The organism is Sinorhizobium sojae CCBAU 05684 (assembly GCF_002288525.1).
In the GTDB taxonomy this organism is placed as follows: domain Bacteria; phylum Pseudomonadota; class Alphaproteobacteria; order Rhizobiales; family Rhizobiaceae; genus Sinorhizobium; species Sinorhizobium sojae.
The window spans coordinates 67985-84725 of sequence record NZ_CP023069.1 but is presented as its reverse complement, the minus strand read 5'-3'; the positions used below and the strand labels follow the sequence as shown (position 1 = coordinate 84725).

The following is a 16741-nucleotide window of genomic DNA, read 5'->3' as shown; positions in this document are numbered from 1 at the left end:
GCGGCAACCGCCGGCGCGGGGGCGTCCACATCATCAAGCAGGCTCGGCATCTGGATTGACGAAGCGGTCAACTCGGGTCTCGTCGCGATCGCGCGGTTCGCCCGAGTTTTGCGTCGTGACATTGACGCCGTCCACAACGCAATCGAACTGCCGTGGAGCAACGGCCAGGCGGAAGGCCAGATCAATCGCCTGAAGACGATCAAGCGTGCAATGTATGGCAGAGCAGGCCCAGAACTCCTTAGAGCTCGCATGCTGCCCCCTCAACCAACTGCACGACCACACAAATTGATGGTGTGGAACGGCCCTCCGAAACGGCATCGAAGGTGCCTATTGTGGTGATGCCAATCGCCACGAAACAGAAGGAACCGTTCCATGGAGAAGATCACCACACTCGGTCTCGACCTGGCTAAATCGATCTTTCAAGTTCACGGCGTTGCCGAAGACGGCCACGTCGTTGTCCGCCGAGCCTTGCGGCGGTCGCAGATGTTAGAGTTCTTCCGCAGCCTTGAGCCGTGCCTCGTCGGGCTCGAAGCCTGCGCGAGCGCTCACCACTGGGCGAACGCCATCAGTCAGTTCGGGCATACAGTCAGGATGATACCGCCGGCCTACGTGAAGGCGTATGTCAAGCGGAACAAAACCGACGCTGCCGACGCCGAAGCGATCTGTGAGGCGGTAACGCGTCCCACAATGCGGTTCGTGCCAATTAAGACGCCCGCCGAGCAAGCCGCAGGCATGGTTTTGAAGACCCGCGAGTTGTTCGTCCGCCAGCGAAGCCAGACGGCGAACGCCATGAGAGCTCATATGGCCGAATTGGGCATCATTGCTGCGACGGGCATGACGAGCATCGCCAAGCTCATCGTCATTCTGCGAGACGATGATGACACCCGTCTCCCATCGGCGGCTCGGGCTGCACTTCTCGAGATGGTCGCGCAAATTGAGATGCTGTCGGCTCGCATCGAGGCGCTTGACGCGAAGATAGTCACGGCAGTGAAAGCAGATAACACCGCTAGGCGGCTTACCAGTATCCCGGGCGTCGGCCCCATCATCGCCGCGACAGTTCGAGCGACGATCCAGGATCCAGCAGCCTTCCCAATCGGACGTGATCTAGCCGCCTGGATCGGAATTACCCCGAAAACGCACTCGAGCAGCGGCAAGGAGCGGCTGGGCCGTATATCGAAACGCGGGAACAAACAGTTGCGAACGCTGCTGATCGTCGGCGCGACATCCATCCTGAAGCAAGCTCGCAGAGGAGTGACGCTTCCCTCTTGGATCGTCTCGCTGATGGCACGAAGACCTTACAAGGTCGCCGCCGTCGCCAAACGACATCCGGCACCCCGCAAGTGAATTATTGGCTTCTTTCCTCTTCCGTAAGGATCTCGAAAGCTGCACTTGCATAAATGTTCGCCAACAACAGCCGTACTCGGAGGGAAAATGAACATTGATCCACGAAATGCCGCAGAATCTCAGGTTGGCGTTCACGATCTCCTGCCGCGGCCGGACCCGGCGGACCGACGGCCAGACAAGCTGAGCGCGCAGACCAGCTCACCGGCGCACCCTCCGAATCAAGCAAGCTTTGAGCAGCAGCTAGCTGACTTACATTTGATTCACCCAACGCCGGATTCTGTCTCCCTTGCGGCAGATCCCGGGACTGCCAACTTCTCGAATGCGCCGAACGAGGTGGCCCCAGAACCTGGCTGCTATCCGGCCGAATCATTTGTGAGAGCGCGCGCCCAGCTTGCCGCAAAGCTGACGGGTGCCCCTCTTGATGTGCTTAGAAACGAGATCGAGCTTGCCTACCGGCAATCAGGGCGGTGGTCACCAGCGACCGCAGTTGGCGACGGCAGTATCGATCGGGGCCGTATTTTCGACGACGTGGCAGGGTCGTCATATGTGATACTGCGGCGCTTTCAGAACCAGGACAGCGATTGCAATCCACGCATCGAAAACGACACGAGCGCAATATCGCATGTTCGTAGCACGGCGCGGGATCATTTCTCCCATGGAGATCCTCTGGAACGATATCCTATGGATCGAGCGCGCCAAGCCGGATGGCATATGCGCGGCAAGACAACAGCGTCTCCTTTCGTGTCGTTGGTTGAGGATCCTTCGAAGCTGGTTGTTTCGCGCGACCACTGGGCGAGAGCGATCGCCAACAATGCGAGCACACTGCACACCTACACCGTTCCGAAGTCCTCGGTCTGGACGCCCGACGATGTACTGAGCAGTATTGGGCTCGGAATGAATGTCGAGGACCAGGACAACATCGATGCGGATGTGGATCTGATGTGCTCGCTGGGCAGAACGCCAACACGAGAGACCGAACGCTTATTTCTGGGCAGCAACCTTGATGACTACCGGACTGACAGTGAAGCAAATCCATACAGGCGTGATGGTAATGAATAGATAACCTATCGACGGTCCCAATCGCGGTAAGTGCGTTCATGGGCAAACACTGCAACACCATGCCTAACGAAGAGCCGAAGGAGGGGCCGCGCGTCTTCGAGCACCACGGGTTCATCATTCTTGGTAAGAGGGATGGACGCGCGGAGCGGGACCGGTTGAACAGGTTTGTTAGTTGGAAACGGATCGATCCTGATCCCTTTCTATCACGCCAGAGGGCATCGTCAACTTAATCGACCGCCGAGCTGAAGGAGGCGCTTCTCAAAGGTTCGAGATTCATGCAGGCACAAGGGCAGTCTGATGGGCACTGTAAAGTTATCAGCGGATTGATGCAGCGATAGCTGGCGGGGACGGCTGTCAGGCTGCGGCGACACACGCGATTTTGCTCCAGATTTGCATGGCGGCGTTACGCAGGTCTTGATGTTGAGCCGATGACAGCGTATTGCGGGGAAAGTGGAACAGGTTGGCAATCGGATCATGGATGGAAACGAACCGCTGAAGCTGGCGTGCCGACTTGAAGCGTTTCATGGTCCTTTCGCGTCGTCGGGTCGGCTGGTGCGAATTTTCCGCTCGATTATTTAGGCCTTTGTGCGACCGGTGTTCGACACCGGGCATGAGGTCGCGCCTGGCGGCATCATAGGACCGGAGCTTGTCGGTGATCATGACCCGTGGTGTCCGCCCTTGAGCCTTCAGCAACTTGCGCATCAGGCGCTTTGCCGCCTTGGCATTTCGGCGGCTTTGCACCAGCACTTCGAGGACGAAGCCGTCCTGATCGACGGCACGCCAGAGCCACTGCTTCTTGCCATTGATGGCCACCACACATTCGTCGAGATGCCATTTGTCGCCCAGGCAGCCGGCTGACCGTCGCTTGATCTCCCGGGCGAAATGCCGTCCGAATTTCTCCGCCCAGCTTCGAATGGTCTGATGCGTGACGATGATGCCGCGGGACGCCAGCATGTCCTCAACCATGCGCAGGCTGAGCGGAAAGCGAAAGTAGAGCCATACCGCGTGCGCAATGATCTCAGCGGGATAGCGGTGGCGACGATAAAGCGGATCACGAGCAACTTCTGACATGGCCCATGTACGCACATCTTCCTCAGCCGTCGGTTAACTTTACGGTGCCCCGCTTTGTGGTAACGTCATTCAGAACACTGACGGGGGTGCCCGCCCCTCTCCCTTCAGTCGCTATCACAATAGTGCCCTTATACCAACGAGCGCCGTTTCCGACTCTCAGGGATTCCCACGGGGCTTCGAATCTGAATCCATGCAGCAAACGGGAGGTTTGCGATGGGTTCAGCAATTTTGTTGCGTGATGATTTCGATGGGCGTGCTCTTCGACAGCTCGCACGGCAAACGAAGGATGCCAACCAGGCGCGGCGGTTGCTGGCGCTCGCCGAGATTTATGACGGCGGCTCGCGCTCGGATGCGGCACGGATCGGCAGCGTGACGCTGCAGATCGTCCGTGACTGGGTGCTGCGGTTCAATGCGCGCGGCCCCGACGGGCTGGTGAACGGCAAAGCACCCGGCGGCCGAGCGAAGCTGAACGTCGCTCAGCGCCATGCGCTGGCGAAGATCGTCGAAAGCGGCCCGATCCCTGCGATCCACGGTGTCGTCCGCTGGCGGCGCAAGGACCTGGTGCAGTGGATATTCCAGGAATTCCGCATCGCGATGGACGAGACGACTGTCGGCCGTGAGTTGAAGGCGCTCGGCTTCGCCAAGCTGTCGGCCCGCCCGCGCCACTACGCCCAGAACGAGCTGGAGGCAGAAGCTTTTAAAAAGACTTCCCCGCCGCTCTGGCGGAAATCCGAGGCCGGCTCCCGCGCGGCACCGACCTCGAGCTCTGGTGGGCCGACGAAGCGCGCATAGGCCAGAAGAACAAGATCACGCGGCGGTGGGCGCGTCGCGGAACCAGACCCTCCGCACCCTTGGATCAGCGCACCATGTGGGCCTACATCTTCGGGGCCGTCTGCCCGCGGAAGGGAAAGGGTGCGGGCCTTGTCCTGCCCTATTGTGATACCGAAGCCATGCAGCAGCATCTCGCCGAGATCAGCCAGGCCGTCGATGAGGGAGCGCATGCCGTGCTCATCCTCGATCAGGCCGGATGGCACGTCACGCCGAAGCTCAAAGTGCCGGACAACATCACCCTGATGTTCCTGCCGCCTCGTTCGCCGGAACTGAACCCCGTGGAAAACGTCTGGCAGTTCCTGCGCGACAACTGGCTCTCGAACCGCATCTTCAAAGACTACGACGACATCGTCGCCCATTGCTGCGCCGCGTGGAACAAGCTCGTCGACCAGCCGTGGAAGATCATGTCCATCGGACTCCGCGAATGGGCGCATCGGTCATGATCACCGCTCGTTGGTATTATAGGAGAACAGCTTCTCGACGACGAGGCCGAGCGCGGTATGCAAAACTGGATGGCACCAAGCGAGATTGCCGGCCTCCTGCTGATGCGACGCGTTCCGAAGGCTTTCCCCGCTTATTACGAACGGTCCGGCTATAGAGTGCTCGGCGTGATCATTCCTGATCTCGATGACGTTCTCAGGATGGAAACAAGCAAACTTCCGTCGCGAGCAAGTACGCTCTTGCCGCTGCACTTGAGGCCAGCTCTTTTAGCTGGTGTGGCCATCGTCCAGCGCGCCGGGCCGGAGATGCTTCACATGCTGCGTAGCCATATGATGGGCGAGAACAAAGCTCGCTTCGGCAGCGCTATAGACGAGATCTTGGACTGCGCACGTCAGTCGCGGACGTCTTCGCAGTTGCACTTAATTTGAGATTATCGGCGCATAAAATCTCAAATTAAGTGCCAACCAAGAAAGAAGCGGCCGCATTCTTACGTTTAAGTGCCAAACGACAGCCCACGATCGCGGTGATCTGATCGGGAGTGGGAATCCCCGTGAAGGAGGTGAAGGCGAGGCCGCCCGCCTTTTTGGCAACTTTGAGCCAGTCGATGCGTCGGAAGACGTCCTCTACGGCTTCTCCCGCCCTCGTCAGCGCGGGCCGCTTCTCGATCAACCCCGTGACGATGCCCTCGATCACCGCAATCTTGGCGTCTTCGAAGCCCTGGAAGCGCCATCCGTTGAATTTGAGGCAGAGGACCTTGGATTCCTTTTCGAAGCCGGCCTCGATCATCTCGAGGACACTGGATTTGCCGGCACCCCAATCGCCATGCACGCCGATCGTTACCGGTTGATCTGGCCGGTCCCGCAGGAGCTTTATGATCGTCGTCGCGATCGCCTCGTTGTTGAGGAGATCGACCTTGGTTTCGTTATCGGTCAGGATCATCGGCTGCCCCCGTGTTGATCGAAAAGTTCCCGCGCCGGGATGAAGGGGCGACCCGTTTCAGCAGCCCTGCGCACTTTGCGTTCGAGGACCGCCTTCAGCGGGATCTGACGATCGAGTGCGTCGTAGATGTCGCGGCCATCCATGCAGATGAGCCGCTTGCCCGAACCGAACGCCGCCAGGCCCTCGGTCGTGAAACCGTTGTAGCTCACGAATAGACCGCGGGCCCACGCGGCCTTCTGGTCGAGCTTACCGTGGAAGACATGGAGGTCGGCGACACCCGTCGGCTGTGAATGCCATTTTGCCTCGAGGAGGTAGGTTTCCTCGCCGAGCAGGAAACTGCCGTCGATCTGCTCGCCGGTGTTGCGGAACGGCTCACGCGCCGTCAGGCCCGCCATGTCGAAGCACCGCCTCAGGAAGGCCTCGAAGGCATAGCCTCGCTCATGGGCTTGCAGCGGCACCGTAAAGTTAACCGACGGCTGAGGAAGATGTGCGTACATGGGCCATGTCAGAAGTTGCTCGTGATCCGCTTTATCGTCGCCACCGCTATCCCGCTGAGATCATTGCGCACGCGGTATGGCTCTACTTTCGCTTTCCGCTCAGCCTGCGCATGGTTGAGGACATGCTGGCGTCCCGCGGCATCATCGTCACGCATCAGACCATTCGAAGCTGGGCGGAGAAATTCGGACGGCATTTCGCCCGGGAGATCAAGCGACGGTCAGCCGGCTGCCTGGGCGACAAATGGCATCTCGACGAATGTGTGGTGGCCATCAATGGCAAGAAGCAGTGGCTCTGGCGTGCCGTCGATCAGGACGGCTTCGTCCTCGAAGTGCTGGTGCAAAGCCGCCGAAATGCCAAGGCGGCAAAGCGCCTGATGCGCAAGTTGCTGTGGCTCAAGGGCGGACACCACGGGTCATGATCACCGACAAGCTCCGGTCCTATGATGCCGCCAGGCGCGACCTCATGCCCGGTGTCGAACACCGGTCGCACAAGGCCTAAATAATCGAGCGGAAAATTCGCACCAGCCGACCCGACGACGCGAAAGGACCATGAAACGCTTCAAGTCGGCACGCCAGCTTCAGCGGTTCGTTTCCATGATCCGATTGCCAACCTGTTCCACTTTCCCCGCAATACGCTGTCATCGGCTCAACATCAAGACCTGCGTAACGCCGCCATGCAAATCTGGAGCAAAATCGCGTGTGTCGCCGCAGCCTGACAGCCGTCCCCGCCAGCTATCGCTGCATCAATCCGCTGATAACTTTACAGTGCCATCTCACCGGCATCTATTCCTGGGAGGATGAACAGAAAATACCGGAGGGCTTCAGACCTTTGCGACTTCCCGCACGAATCCTGCGCGCCGCGTGATGCTTACACTCTGTTCGGCCTTATATTAGCGTACGATTTCGCGCAGTTCTTGTTTCGACCCCATGATGCCATGCTCGTCAATGCTCGAAACTGTCAATCGGCGTTGCCAACGCCGATTGACACTCTTGGGAAGTCTCATTGTTCTAGGCCACGCTCTGAGAGCAGCCGGTTCATGACCTCGCCTTTGATCTCGCCTGCGATTTGGTTTCGGACTTGGGCTCCGAGCACCCGCTCGGCATCGACATCGCCTACCAGACCATGTTCGGCCAGTCGCTGATCCAGACGGCTCTGAAACTCTTCGCCCATGGCTTCGACGAGCCGGTCCTGCATCGCTGCATGTTCGTCCGGTGCGATGCGCCTCAGCACCGTCTCCCAAGGTTGCCAGCGGGTTGCCATGTAGTCGGTGAATTGGTTCGCTTCCCGCTCCCGGATCAGGTCCAGCGCCTCCGTCGCATCATCCTCGCTTACGTGAGAGACCGCCAGGAAGCGCATGTCAGGGGCGACGTGACTGAGCTCCAGCGGCTCGCGCAGCCGATGTTGATAGGCCAAGTAGACTTCGACGTCGTCTATGTTCGGGTCGAGGCTGAGGAGCGAGTTGACCCTGTCGCGCGCGATCTCGTCGAGCGCCTCTAAGCGGAACGCAACACGGCCGCGCTGGATCAGTTCGCCAAGACGATCGTCATAGACGCCGCCCTCGACATCAGCGTTGAGGCGCGCGGTCTGCATACCGTTCCAGTGCAAGGTAACTCGATCCTCGCAGCTCGCGTTGGCGTCGGAAGCCTGTGCAAAAAACTGCTCGCGCAATCTCGGATTGGCCGCCGTCTGCCGCAGATCATCAGCCACTCTCTGCCGAAACTCGTCATTGCCATAATTCACGGTCCCTCGTAGCCTCTCCAGGAACTGCGCGTAGTCCTGGGCGCCTGGCTCATCCGCAAAGTGCTGCCATTCGGCCAGCGTCGCCGGGTCGTCTGCGAGCCAGTGCGCGGCAGCCTCATATAGAGATTGCTGCGCAAGCTGCGGTGGCGCTTCAGCCGCCGCCAGATTAGCGAGGACGTCGTCCGGCAGCGGGTTATCCCCGAACTCGAGGTTCTCCAAATGCGGGTAGCTGAGACTAAGATTCGGTACACGACCCTCAAGAAGATCCTCAGGCAGGCCGGTCAGCCGGTTACCGCTGAGATTGAGCGATTGGAGCGTGCTCGGAAGGGGGTCGGGGAGGTTGGCCAATTGATTGCTGCTGACATCGAGTTCAATAAGCCCCGATGGGAGGGAGTCGGGGAGGTCGGTCAGCTGATTGCCACTAACCGCGAGCGAGGTGAGCCTGCTCGGGAGAGCGTCCGGCAGGCTAGTTAGTCGGTTGTCGCTTGCGTTCAGGATCTCGAGCCCAGCCGGAAGGTTGGCCGGCAGACTGGTCAAGCTGTTATCGGCCACCTCCAGCCGAGAGAGGGTCGCCGGAAGAGCGTCCGGCAAACTGGTCAACCGGTTATGGCTAATGAGAAGATGCTGAAGACCGGGGGGGAAGCTAGCGGGCAGGCTGCTTAGTTCGTTGTGCCTGGCGCGCAGTTCCAGCAATCTTGGCGGCAGGGCGGCGGGCAAAGCGGTCAGGGAGAGGGAGGACAAATCCAGCGAGTGCGAGCCCGTGTTGTCCGAACCCCTAATTCGTGTGCGCCCCTGTCGCCGATTCTCGGCTTCGCCCTGCCCCTCTTCGGCAACCCAGTTGTCCAGGATCTGCGCGCGCGCGGAGGCCGGGGTCCGATATCCTGTCATGGCTTCGACCAAATCCGCCACGGCTCGGGCGAAGCCGCTGAGGTAACTTTCCTGCTCCCCCTCTTCAGAAGTGGCCGGGGAAGAACCTGCACTCTGCTGTGCGTCTCCTATGTTCATCGATATCTTTCTTCGTCGTTAGAACAAATAGCACGCCCGCCGCTTCTCAAGGCCGCGAGGCAGGTGGTTGCGCAGCGCAATTGATCATTCGAGAGCAAGTGCAAGTGCGCTGCGGCTCCTGCCCCGAGCCGGGACAGGTTCACACGACTCCCGCCGCAGCAAATAAAGCGATACTGCTGCGAGGAGTCCTGCCATTTCGTTGGCCAGATAAGCCTGGAGGACCCGTCAACGTGGCAGCGTGCTGCCCTTAGCAGGCCTTCCTGTCGATCAGCTGACGAGTGTCGCTGCAGAACCCCGGGTGGCACCGTAAAGTTAACCGACGGCTGAGGAAGATGTGCGTACATGGGCCATGTCAGAAGTTGCTCGTGATCCGCTTTATCGTCGCCACCGCTATCCCGCTGAGATCATTGCGCACGCGGTATGGCTCTACTTTCGCTTTCCGCTCAGCCTGCGCATGGTTGAGGACATGCTGGCGTCCCGCGGCATCATCGTCACGCATCAGACCATTCGAAGCTGGGCGGAGAAATTCGGACGGCATTTCGCCCGGGAGATCAAGCGACGGTCAGCCGGCTGCCTGGGCGACAAATGGCATCTCGACGAATGTGTGGTGGCCATCAATGGCAAGAAGCAGTGGCTCTGGCGTGCCGTCGATCAGGACGGCTTCGTCCTCGAAGTGCTGGTGCAAAGCCGCCGAAATGCCAAGGCGGCAAAGCGCCTGATGCGCAAGTTGCTGAAGGCTCAAGGGCGGACACCACGGGTCATGATCACCGACAAGCTCCGGTCCTATGATGCCGCCAGGCGCGACCTCATGCCCGGTGTCGAACACCGGTCGCACAAAGGCCTAAATAATCGAGCGGAAAATTCGCACCAGCCGACCCGACGACGCGAAAGGACCATGAAACGCTTCAAGTCGGCACGCCAGCTTCAGCGGTTCGTTTCCATCCATGATCCGATTGCCAACCTGTTCCACTTTCCCCGCAATACGCTGTCATCGGCTCAACATCAAGACCTGCGTAACGCCGCCATGCAAATCTGGAGCAAAATCGCGTGTGTCGCCGCAGCCTGACAGCCGTCCCCGCCAGCTATCGCTGCATCAATCCGCTGATAACTTTACAGTGCCGGTCAAAGCGTTTGCCGGGAAATTCCGGGACAACCGATATATCGGGCATTATATCGCCTATCCGAAATCGGGCAGCCAGAGGCGACTGGCACGCATTTTTGCCGACTGGCTGACCGACCAGCGTTGCTAAGCGACAATACCCGTGCGTTCGGCGTCGCCGGGATTATCTGGCCGCCATGCTTGCAACGAGATCGCTGAACCGCTCGCCCTGAATGCCGACATGTCCCCGCAGCAGGCGGCGGGCGTCCTCTCCGTTTCCAGCAAAGATCGCATCGACGATGGCGCAATGTTCCGAGAAAGACGTCGACAACCGATTGCGCACGCGCAATTGCAGGCGGCGGTAGGGCCGCAGGCGCCGGTGCAGTTGCAGGCATTGTTCCTCGAGAAACTCGCTTCGGCTGGCCGCATAGATCGCCTTATGGAATTCCTCGTTGTCGTAGTAAGAGCTGGCTCGGGAAATCTGCACAGCTAGGATAAGTGGAATTTCTGCCTGACTTCGGCTTAGATGCCGGGAACAGGAGAGACCATACAAGACGACCGCTCCTTGAGGGGGCGACAGGCGTATTCGGTGATGAAGCGAAGGCGGAACCGGCGCGTCCAACCGTCGATGTGAAAACGCTGCACGCCAAAATCGGCGCACTGACGCTGGAGAACGATTTTTTATCCGGTGCGCTGGGCAAGGCGGATTGATGCGGGACAACAAATGATCGACCGCGATCATAGGCTATCCGTCGTGCGCCAGGTGAAGCTTCTCGGCTTCAGCCGTGGCAGCCGTCTACTATTCTCCACGTTCAGTGTGGCACAGCGATCTGGCTCTGAGGCGGCGGCGGACGAATGCGTCGCATTCGCTCGGGGATCGACGAACTACATCTCGACTACCCTTTTGCCGGAAGTCGTATCTTGCAAGGGCTCTTGAGAGGAGAAGGCCTGGAAACTGGGCGGCGGCACGTCGCCACACTGATAAACAAGGTGGGCATCGAGACAATATACCGTCGCCCTAACGCCTCCAAACCAGCGCCAGGTCACACACGCCCGAAACTGTTCAGACAAACCGAGCCGTGCGAGCTTCTCCTGTCTGGTTGGTGATCATCGATGATCGATGAATATCGAACATGCGTGTTCGAACGCTTCCAATGCAGCAGAAATGGCGGGCCGAGCTTTGCTTCCCTTTGCGAATGCCGAAAAAAGTCGCCGCTGTGTTACAGGGCGTAGGTCCAGGCACCGAAAATCGGGATCGAGCAGTATATTGTGCGTCGCAAGACCTGGAAGAACGGTAACGAAGCTTCCGGTTCGCACAAACTCCAATGTCGCTGCAATGTTGCGGCAGCTCGACATGATTTGTGGCGTATATCCCTCCGCATGGCACGCGTTCACGATGAACGTCTGATAGCCAATGGCTGATTGGTTCAGGGCCCATTTTTCCTGGGCAAGTTCCCATAGTTCGACCGACTTTCGTCCAGTGCCCGCTAATCTGTGATCGACTGAAACAACGGCTTTAAAGGGGTCGATGTAAAGGGGCTGGAAGTCCAGCTGGTGCGCGAAGTTTTCCGTCCCAGTTAGATCGTCTACGATTGCGATGTCGACCTGCTTCGTCGCAGTCGCTTTGAGGCCGTCACCCGGCTCCATTTCGTTGAAAAAGATCTCCAGCGAGGGGTGCTGTTTTGCCAGCTGGGTAATCGCTTGTGGGATGATAGTTGCAGCTGCTGAACCGAATGCAGCGATACGCAAGTCGCCGGTCACCGTTTGTGCAGTTCGCGCGAGATCCGCTTCTACTTCGTTCACGGCCTGAAGTATTCCGCCAATGCCGGCCAACAAACGCTCGCCGGCCGATGTCCAGCGTACACCTCTCCCCGAGCGCTCGAACAGAACGAGGCCAAGCTCCTTCTCAAGGAGAGAGAGTTGCTGCGAGACAGCGGGCCGCGTCAGGTTCAGGGATCTTGCAACCGCCGAAATCGTGCCAAGGACCGAGAGCTCATGAAGAAGTTGCAGCCGTGAGAGATTGAGCATGATAAACGCAGTCCGTAAGTTTTTCTTACATGTAGTGTTATCAAGCGTCGCCTTTTCTTTCACTCATTTTCTGTGATCAATACGTAAAAAAAGGGGAACAATTAGAGAGTGATCGCTCGACCGCGCGTGCTGTCGGATCGTCTTTCTTGGCCTCCCCTTTTTTGGACAGAGTCTATTGGCTCATCACGAGGAAGGTACAAGATGACTACGGTTGCTTTTATTGGTGTTGGTCGGATGGGTTCGAGAATGGCGCTTCGCCTACTCGATGCAGGTCATGTGGTCCACGTTTTTGATCCCAACACGGCGGCTACCGCTGAGCTTGCTGTAAAAGGCGCTGTCGTTGAGGCATCGCCGAGTGCCGCCGCCGCGCCAGCCATGTTTGTTCTCAGCAGCCTGCCGAGTCCTGCCACTCTTCGCGACGCCATTACCGGCGAGAATGGTATCCTCAAGAAAGTGGCCGCGGGCGCTACGGTTATCGACTTCAGCACAGTCGATGCATCGACAACCAAGGCCATTGCAGCACAGTGCGAAGCGAAGGGCGTTCACTTCATGGACGCGCCGGTCAGCGGCGGTGTCGCCGGCGCCAGCGCCGGGACTCTTCTGGTTATGGCTGGCGGAAGCCAAGACGTTCTCGATGCAGCCCGCCCGGTCCTCGGCCCGATCGCCGGCCGCATTGTGCATTGCGGCCCTGTCGGTTCTGGCCAACTGACCAAACTCGCCCATAACCTCCTGACGGCAATCAATACCGTTGCCCTAGGCGAAGTGCTTTCCGCCAGCGTCAAATCCGGCGCGAACCTATCTGTTCTGACGGAAGTCCTGTCCGGCGGACTCGCGGGCAGCAAGATGCTCGACTACCTCCCAAAAACGCTTTTCACCGAAGAGCGTCCTGCAAACTTCGCACTCGATCTGATGCACAAGGACATCTCCCTGTGCCTCGAGGAGTTCTCGGCTTACCCCATGCCGCTCGGTCAGATGGTCCGCCAAATCTACAATATGGCACGCGCCGAAGGTCTTGGAGGCAAGGATTCCACGAGCGTAGCAGAAGTTTTCGAAAATCTTCTGAAAGTCGAACTGCGCCTGCCCGCAAGCGCCTGATCACCCGCATTCAACCAAGGAACGAACAATGTCTCAGACAGCTAAAGTCCGGAATGACACGGCGGAAGTCATTTTGCCAACCGCTGGCCTTTCCGGTCAACTGATCAATGGAGCATGGGTCAAGCCCGTATCTGGCGCGATGCTCGACATCATCAATCCCTGCCGCAGCAGCGTCATTACGACGATCGGCGCGGCGGACAGAGAAGATGTCGATGCTGCAGTTGCCGCGGCGAAGGCAGCGTTTCCCTCGTGGCGGCGTCTGGCATCGCGTACGCGCGGCGCGCTCCTGACGGAGCTTGCCAATCGTGTCTCAGCGCATTCGGAAGAGATCGCTCGCATTCTCGCTGCAGAAACCGGAAACGCGCTGCGTACGCAGAGCCGTCCGGAAGTCATGAGTTCCATTGAAGTGCTGCGTTACTATGGCGGAACGGTCGCCGAACAAAAGGGCGAAACGCTTCCGCTTGGCCCGGGTCTGTTCAGCTACACGACGCGCGAGCCGCTTGGCGTCGTCGGTGCGATCATACCGTGGAATTCACCGCTGGTTCTCGCCGCCGTCAAGATAGGCATGGCTCTTGGCACTGGCAATACGCTCGTCCTGAAGCCTGCCGAAGACGCGCCGCTTGCGGTCATCCGAGTCGCAGAGCTTGCAGCCGATCTGTTCCCGAACGGCGTCTTCAACGTCGTGACCGGCGTAGGTGAAGTAGCAGGTGCTGCCCTATCCGGCCATCCGGACGTTGCAAAGATCTCTTTCACGGGTTCGGTCGAGGTCGGTAAACTGGTCGCCCATGCCGCCGCCGACCGTATTGCTCGCGCCACATTGGAGCTTGGGGGCAAGAGCCCAACCATCGTCTATCCGGACGCCGCGACCGACGACAGGATCGATGGCCTTGCAGCGAACATCATTAATGCGATGCGGTTTGCTCGTCAGGGGCAGTCCTGCACTGCCGGTTCACGTCTTTATGTCCATCAGGATGTATTCGAGCCTGTCTTGAAGAAGGTCGTCGAGAAGCTTGCCGTAATGAAGATCGGCGACGCCCTTGACGAAGAGACCGATATCGGCGCGATCATCAACGAGGAGCGCTACAGCGCTGTTCGGGAGTTCATCTCCGAGGCGGTTAACTCGGGCGCCGAAGTGGTAACCGGTGAAGTCCCGCCCGCGGCTGGCAGGAACGTCGGATTCTTCCCGAAGCCGACCGTCCTCAAAGGCCTCACCAACGACTGGCGCATCGTGCAGGAAGAGGTGTTCGGCCCTGTTCTCGTTGCCATTCCATGGACGAGTGAAGTCGAGGTTATCGAGTGGGCAAACAACACCCACTATGGCCTTGCCGCCTATATCTTTGCCAATGACCTAACCACGGCTCTCAATGCGGCGAGCCGGATCGACGCCGGTTGGCTCCAGATCAACCGCGCCGGCGGCCAGATCCCCGGCATGTCCTATGGCGGCATCAAGCAGAGCGGTATTGGATCCGAATACTCCATCGAAGGTGCTCTTGAGGCCTACACGGCCCGCAAAAGCGTCACGGTCAACCTCTGAAGTTACGGATAAGAGCCAAGTCGATGCCCAAAACGCTTTCCATCAATAGCAAGCTGACGACGGCCGATATCGAGCGCCTATGCGTATTTGGCGAGCGTTTCGATCGACTTATGACACTAGAGGTCCGCCCGCTAACGGGCGGGCTTCCGGCTGGAATCGTCGTCCCGACGTATCTGGCCTGTCGCGCGGTACAAGGCGAGCCTTCCTCGACGCTCGCGGCAAGAAAGCTGCTTGCAGCAATACGCCCAGGATCAGATGTTATTGTCGCGACCGGCGCAGGCGTTGCGCCGAAGCTGCCTCTCGGGGAGACCGACGGTCCGCCCGGTGCTGTGGCGCTGGCGCGCAGCCTGGCGCTCGGATTTGGCGCGAATGTTACGCTTGTCGCCCAGGACGAGCATATGCCCGCTGTCGATGCCTGCGTTCGAGTCATCGAGGACGTTGCGCAGTCGCAGGGCTCGATCACCACAGCCATTTTTCCGAAAGGCGAGGCAGAAGGTCTAGCCGCCGCCACCGATATTTTTGATCGTCTGAAACCGACGGCCGTCATTTTCGTAGAGCGCGATGGTCCGAACGAAGCTGGCCACTATCATGGCATTCGTGGCGATCGCCGCCCGCCGGGAACCGTCGCAGATGTCTATCGCCTGGCCTACGAGGCGAAACAGCGAAACGTGCTGACGGTCGGAATCGGCGACGGCGGTAACGAAATCGGGTTCGGAAAAATTCGTGAAGCGGTCGCCGCCCTCTTGCCACGCGGTGGTCGCTCGCAGCCTGACGAGACGGGTGTGGTCACCATCACCGAAACCGACGTTCTCGTCAGTGCATCCGTATCCAATTGGGGAGCTTATGCGGTCTCCGGGGCTCTCGCGATAGCGCTCGACGATGAGAATCTCGCGCACAGTGGCGATCGGGAACATGCGTTCATTGTCGCTTGCATTGCAGCGGGCGCGCTCGACGGGGCGACTTCGCGTCCCGCACTCGCTGTCGATGGTATCGACTGGCGAGGCCACTCAGGCGTCTCCGAGCTGATGCGTAGCATCGCAATTTCTGCAACTTCGAAATCCGAACTCAAAAACGCGGCCACAGCATCCAGCGAGGCGGACCTACCGATTTTTTCGGTGCTCGATGATGCCCAGGCCAAAGGAGGTTATCACCTATGAGCCTATCCACGCAAAAGAGCGAAAGTCAGACAGCTCGCCGGGACACCTTCGGTAATGAGATCGATCCGGTCGTCGGTTTCGCGCGTGGCTCGATCATCAAATCCAGTATCGAGGAGGCTAAACGCCTTCGCCATGGACAGACCGTCGCGGCAAAGCGCGTCCAGGCACTTGGACCGCGATCGATCGGCGTTTTCACAGGAAACCAGCGCGATTTTCCAGTTCGTCCGGAAGACCTGAACACAAATTGCGAGGAATGGATTGGTCCTGGTCTTTATGCCGAGGAGCTCCGCGCGGTCGCCATCGAACATCTTGGCGGACGAAGTGATGACGGATGTGCCGTTTTCAATCGCACCAGCGCCGGGATCGTAGCGACGATCGCCGCACTCGCCGGCGGAAAGCCGGTACTTTCGGTCGTGCCTGCCGGCGATCGATCTCACGCGTCGGTCGTACGTGGATGTACACTCGCCAGGGTCGGGCTGAAGGAAGTTACCTCGGACAAAGATTGGCGCACTCACATTGCGGATTGTTGTCTGGTTATCGTAACCACCGTTACGAGCGCTCTGGCTCGGCTCGATGACGCTTTTACGATAGCCGTGGTCGAGGAAGCCCACAAAGCTGGAGCCATTGTCCTTCTCGATGAGGCCTACGGGGCTCGCCTTCGCCCTGTACTGCACGGAGGGCAGAAAGCTCTTGCACTCGGTGCGGATCTCGCGATCACCAATTGCGATAAGGCCGGACTTTCGGGGCCGCGCGCTGGCGTGCTGGTCGGCCGTTCCGGTCTCGTCATGGCCGCAGGCGCCAAAGCTGCCGAGTATGGTATGGAAGCTCGTGCTCCAATCGCGGCGGCCGTGCTTCGCTCTCTTCAAAAATTCGATCCTCATCATCTGACACAGGAGGCGG

At 59.1% G+C, this 16741-nt stretch carries 12 protein-coding genes and 6 pseudogenes; 11 read left to right on the top strand and 7 right to left on the bottom strand.

What is annotated here, in order from left to right; genetic code table 11:
* Positions 1-42: 42 nt before the first annotated feature.
* From SJ05684_RS29855 to SJ05684_RS27565, 3 genes and pseudogenes are all read left to right on the top strand, one after another.
* Positions 43-339, top strand: a pseudogene (locus SJ05684_RS29855) (transposase); the annotation flags it as partial.
* A gap of 33 nt (positions 340-372) precedes the next feature.
* Positions 373-1317 (top strand): annotated as a pseudogene (locus SJ05684_RS27570) (IS110 family RNA-guided transposase); the annotation flags it as partial.
* A gap of 114 nt (positions 1318-1431) precedes the next feature.
* Positions 1432-2403, top strand: coding sequence for a hypothetical protein (locus SJ05684_RS27565; RefSeq protein WP_015633430.1), 972 nt, complete (start codon positions 1432-1434; stop codon positions 2401-2403).
* 354 nt (positions 2404-2757) lie between these two features.
* Here the strand turns inward: SJ05684_RS27565 and SJ05684_RS27560 are convergent, their stop codons facing one another.
* Positions 2758-3474, bottom strand: a complete 717-nt coding sequence (locus tag SJ05684_RS27560) for an IS6 family transposase (RefSeq protein WP_109023434.1) — start codon at positions 3472-3474, stop codon at positions 2758-2760.
* A 213-nt stretch (positions 3475-3687) separates the two neighbouring features.
* Between SJ05684_RS27560 and SJ05684_RS27555 the strand changes: the two genes are divergently transcribed.
* A protein-coding gene (locus tag SJ05684_RS27555) for an IS630 family transposase (RefSeq protein ID WP_085939171.1) occupies positions 3688-4748 on the top strand; the annotation gives its coding sequence in 2 pieces (ribosomal slippage) (positions 3688-4180 and positions 4180-4748; 1062 coding nt in all).
* A 57-nt stretch (positions 4749-4805) separates the two neighbouring features.
* A complete protein-coding gene (locus tag SJ05684_RS27550; RefSeq protein WP_014857718.1) occupies positions 4806-5174 on the top strand; it encodes a hypothetical protein in 369 nt (122 codons plus the stop codon).
* 82 nt (positions 5175-5256) lie between these two features.
* Here SJ05684_RS27550 and SJ05684_RS27545 read toward each other — a convergent pair.
* Both SJ05684_RS27545 and SJ05684_RS27540 read right to left on the bottom strand, forming a co-directional pair.
* Positions 5257-5685: pseudogene (locus SJ05684_RS27545) on the bottom strand (KAP family P-loop NTPase fold protein); the annotation flags it as partial.
* Positions 5682-6182, bottom strand: a complete 501-nt coding sequence (locus SJ05684_RS27540; RefSeq protein WP_015633373.1) for a restriction endonuclease — start codon at positions 6180-6182, stop codon at positions 5682-5684. The pseudogene SJ05684_RS27545 and the gene SJ05684_RS27540, both read right to left, overlap by 4 nt.
* A gap of 5 nt (positions 6183-6187) precedes the next feature.
* Here SJ05684_RS27540 and SJ05684_RS27535 point away from each other — a divergent pair.
* Positions 6188-6983, top strand: a pseudogene (locus SJ05684_RS27535) (IS6 family transposase).
* A 199-nt stretch (positions 6984-7182) separates the two neighbouring features.
* Here the strand turns inward: SJ05684_RS27535 and nopM are convergent.
* A complete protein-coding gene (gene nopM / locus SJ05684_RS27530) occupies positions 7183-8928 on the bottom strand; it encodes a T3SS effector NEL-type E3 ubiquitin ligase NopM (protein ID WP_014330979.1) in 1746 nt (581 codons plus the stop codon).
* A 349-nt stretch (positions 8929-9277) separates the two neighbouring features.
* On the opposite strand from nopM, the gene SJ05684_RS27525 reads away from it, so the two are divergent.
* Positions 9278-9994, top strand: coding sequence for an IS6 family transposase (locus SJ05684_RS27525; RefSeq protein WP_109023434.1), 717 nt, complete (start codon positions 9278-9280; stop codon positions 9992-9994).
* 217 nt (positions 9995-10211) lie between these two features.
* Here the strand turns inward: SJ05684_RS27525 and SJ05684_RS27515 are convergent.
* Positions 10212-10490 (bottom strand): annotated as a pseudogene (locus tag SJ05684_RS27515) (FCD domain-containing protein); the annotation flags it as partial.
* Between the two features lie 35 nt (positions 10491-10525).
* Here SJ05684_RS27515 and SJ05684_RS27510 point away from each other — a divergent pair.
* A pseudogene (locus SJ05684_RS27510) lies at positions 10526-11074 on the top strand (IS3 family transposase); the annotation flags it as partial.
* Between the two features lie 60 nt (positions 11075-11134).
* On the opposite strand, the gene SJ05684_RS27505 reads toward SJ05684_RS27510, so the two are convergent.
* Positions 11135-12118 (bottom strand): LysR family transcriptional regulator, encoded by a 984-nt coding sequence (locus SJ05684_RS27505; RefSeq protein WP_014857727.1) that lies wholly within the window; start codon positions 12116-12118, stop codon positions 11135-11137.
* 138 nt (positions 12119-12256) lie between these two features.
* Here SJ05684_RS27505 and SJ05684_RS27500 point away from each other — a divergent pair, with 138 nt between their 5' ends.
* From SJ05684_RS27500 to SJ05684_RS27490, 3 genes are read left to right on the top strand one after another with little or no spacing between them, the layout of a single operon-like run.
* Complete coding sequence (locus SJ05684_RS27500) at positions 12257-13150, top strand: NAD(P)-dependent oxidoreductase (protein WP_014330974.1); 894 nt, start codon at positions 12257-12259, stop codon at positions 13148-13150.
* Positions 13151-13178: 28 nt separating this feature from the next.
* A complete protein-coding gene (locus tag SJ05684_RS27495; RefSeq protein WP_014330973.1) occupies positions 13179-14684 on the top strand; it encodes an aldehyde dehydrogenase family protein in 1506 nt (501 codons plus the stop codon).
* Positions 14685-14707: 23 nt separating this feature from the next.
* Positions 14708-15841, top strand: coding sequence for a glutamate cyclase domain-containing protein (locus SJ05684_RS27490; protein ID WP_014330972.1), 1134 nt, complete (start codon positions 14708-14710; stop codon positions 15839-15841).
* Positions 15842-15843: 2 nt separating this feature from the next.
* Here SJ05684_RS27490 and SJ05684_RS30755 read toward each other — a convergent pair whose 3' ends face one another.
* On the bottom strand, positions 15844-16722 hold the full coding sequence (locus SJ05684_RS30755; protein ID WP_223843494.1) for a hypothetical protein: 879 nt from the start codon (positions 16720-16722) through the stop codon (positions 15844-15846).
* Between the last annotated feature and the right edge of the window lie 19 nt (positions 16723-16741).

Excerpts from the sequence above, each read along its gene's own strand:
- SJ05684_RS27560 (WP_109023434.1), bottom strand. The coding sequence starts at position 3,474 with ATGTCAGAAGTTGCTCGTGATCCGCTTTATCGTCGCCACCGCTATCCC.
- nopM (WP_014330979.1), bottom strand. The coding sequence starts at position 8,928 with ATGAACATAGGAGACGCACAGCAGAGTGCAGGTTCTTCCCCGGCCACT.
- SJ05684_RS27495 (WP_014330973.1), top strand. The coding sequence starts at position 13,179 with ATGTCTCAGACAGCTAAAGTCCGGAATGACACGGCGGAAGTCATTTTG.
- SJ05684_RS27565 (WP_015633430.1), top strand. The coding sequence starts at position 1,432 with ATGAACATTGATCCACGAAATGCCGCAGAATCTCAGGTTGGCGTTCAC.
- SJ05684_RS27550 (WP_014857718.1), top strand. The coding sequence starts at position 4,806 with ATGCAAAACTGGATGGCACCAAGCGAGATTGCCGGCCTCCTGCTGATG.
- SJ05684_RS30755 (WP_223843494.1), bottom strand. The coding sequence starts at position 16,722 with ATGAGGATCGAATTTTTGAAGAGAGCGAAGCACGGCCGCCGCGATTGG.
- SJ05684_RS27525 (WP_109023434.1), top strand. The coding sequence starts at position 9,278 with ATGTCAGAAGTTGCTCGTGATCCGCTTTATCGTCGCCACCGCTATCCC.
- SJ05684_RS27500 (WP_014330974.1), top strand. The coding sequence starts at position 12,257 with ATGACTACGGTTGCTTTTATTGGTGTTGGTCGGATGGGTTCGAGAATG.
- SJ05684_RS27540 (WP_015633373.1), bottom strand. The coding sequence starts at position 6,182 with ATGTACGCACATCTTCCTCAGCCGTCGGTTAACTTTACGGTGCCGCTG.
- SJ05684_RS27490 (WP_014330972.1), top strand. The coding sequence starts at position 14,708 with ATGCCCAAAACGCTTTCCATCAATAGCAAGCTGACGACGGCCGATATC.